Consider the following 1966-nt stretch of genomic DNA (forward strand, 5'->3'; position numbering starts at 1 on the left):
CTGCAATAGATTTATCTGTTTTTGAAGAAAAAGACATTGTCAAAATTATGTTTGCTGAAAACATTGGACTTGTTATACAAGCTAAAGATGATGCTAAATTAGAAAACAAATTGAATCAGAACAACATTGAATTCTTTAAAATTGGTGTTGTAACAGCAAACAACACATTAGATATAGGAACTTGGACTTTAGACATCCCAACATACAGGGACATTTGGTTCAAAACTTCCTTTTTATTAGATCAAAAACAATCTAAAAACGGTACAGCACAAGCTCGTTTTGACAATTATAAAAACCAACCGTTAACTTATACATTTCCTGCTCATTTTACTGGGAAAAAACCAGTTATACCTACTGGAGTTGCAAGACCAAAAGCTGCAATTATTCGTGAAAAAGGAAGTAATTCTGAACGGGAAATGGCTAATGCTATGTACTTAGCTGGTTTTGATGTGAAAGATGTGCACATGACCGACTTGATTTCAGGTCGTGAGACATTAGAAGATATTCAGTTTATTGGAGCTGTTGGAGGTTTCTCTAACTCAGATGTTTTAGGTTCTGCTAAAGGTTGGGCTGGCGCTTTTAAATACAACGAAAAAGCAAACACTGCTTTAAAAAACTTCTTTAAAAGAGAAGATACGTTATCTGTGGGTATTTGTAATGGTTGCCAACTGTTCATGGAGTTAGAAGTGATTAATCCAGAGCACGAAGTGCACGGAAAAATGCTTCATAATACAAGTAATAAACACGAAAGTATTTTCACATCAGTGACTGTTCAAGAGAACAAATCAGTAATGTTATCCTCTTTAGCCGGAAGTACTTTAGGGGTATGGGTTTCGCATGGAGAAGGAAAATTCAACTTACCAATGGGCGAGGAAAATTACAACATTGTGGCTAAATATGGGTACGAACACTATCCTGCAAACCCTAATGGTTCCGACTTTAATACAGCCATGTTGTGTGATACGACGGGACGCCATTTAGTAATGATGCCGCATATAGAGCGCTCTACTTTCCAATGGAACTGGGCTCATTACCCACAGGATCGCAATGACGAGGTTTCGCCTTGGCATGAAGCTTTTGTAAATGCAAGATTATGGATTGAGAAAAAATAATTTCTTATTTATTATACCCAAAAGCGCTCCTAATTAGGAGCGCTTTTTTTTCATTTATAAAACAACTCAATATTTAAAAGTATATTTTTGATTTAAATTAATACCTAACCTTTAAAAACCTCCCACTTATGATGAAGAAAACAATTGTAGTATTAAGCTTTTGTTTGACCACAGTTTTTGTAAATGCACAGACAAGCGGAAAGCAAGAAAAAATAAAGCAGATGTTAGAATTAACTGGAGCTGGTAAATTAGGTATTCAGGTTATGAATCAAATGATGACTAACTTTAAAAGCACCTACTCCAAGGTCAACCAGCAGTTTTGGGAAGATTTTAAAAACGAGGTAAAAGCAGATGATATTGTAAACTTAATGATTCCTATTTATGACAAATATTATACAGAGCACGATATAGAACAACTAATCCTTTTTTACAAATCACCCGTTGGACAAAAAACAATTAGCGTAAATCCATTGATAACGAAGGAGTCAATGATTACGGGACAACAATGGGGAATGGCAGTAGGAAAAAAAGTAATTGAAAAACTAGAGGAGAAAGGATTCTCTGTTAATTAACAAATATAAATAGTAACAAAAAACCTCTTTTAAATGATTTAAAAGAGGTTTTTTGTTATTACGGTAAATTACTTATTTATTCAGCAGGTTCAATTTCAAGGTCACTATCACCTTCCCATTGTCCTACTACAGATGTAGCTAGTGCATTCCCTAAAACATTAGTTGCGCTTCTAAACATATCACAAAAGTGGTCAATTGGTAATATTAATGCAATACCTTCGATTGGAATATCAAACATACCACAAGTAGCAGCAACAACCACTAAACTTGCTCTTGGAACAC

The 1966-nt window shown here is 34.6% G+C and carries 3 protein-coding genes; 2 read left to right on the plus strand and 1 reads right to left on the minus strand.

The window, feature by feature from the left end; all coding sequences use genetic code 11:
- Together P8M54_RS04295 and P8M54_RS04300 are read left to right on the plus strand one after the other, a co-directional pair.
- Positions 1 to 1112, plus strand: a 1112-nt coding sequence (locus tag P8M54_RS04295; RefSeq protein ID WP_300285574.1) for a phosphoribosylformylglycinamidine synthase subunit PurQ, incomplete at its 5' end; no start/stop codon positions are given.
- A 128-nt stretch (positions 1113 to 1240) separates the two neighbouring features.
- Positions 1241 to 1684 (plus strand): DUF2059 domain-containing protein, encoded by a 444-nt coding sequence (locus tag P8M54_RS04300; protein ID WP_300285575.1) that lies wholly within the window; start codon positions 1241 to 1243, stop codon positions 1682 to 1684.
- A 76-nt stretch (positions 1685 to 1760) separates the two neighbouring features.
- Here P8M54_RS04300 and P8M54_RS04305 read toward each other — a convergent pair.
- Positions 1761 to 1966: cation:dicarboxylase symporter family transporter (locus tag P8M54_RS04305; protein ID WP_300285578.1), on the minus strand; the 206-nt coding region annotated here is incomplete at its 5' end.

The sequence above is a fragment of the Flavobacterium sp. genome (assembly GCF_029242675.1).
In the GTDB taxonomy this organism is placed as follows: Bacteria; Bacteroidota; Bacteroidia; order Flavobacteriales; family Flavobacteriaceae; genus Flavobacterium.

Excerpts from the sequence above, each read along its gene's own strand:
- P8M54_RS04300 (WP_300285575.1), top strand. The coding sequence starts at position 1,241 with ATGATGAAGAAAACAATTGTAGTATTAAGCTTTTGTTTGACCACAGTT.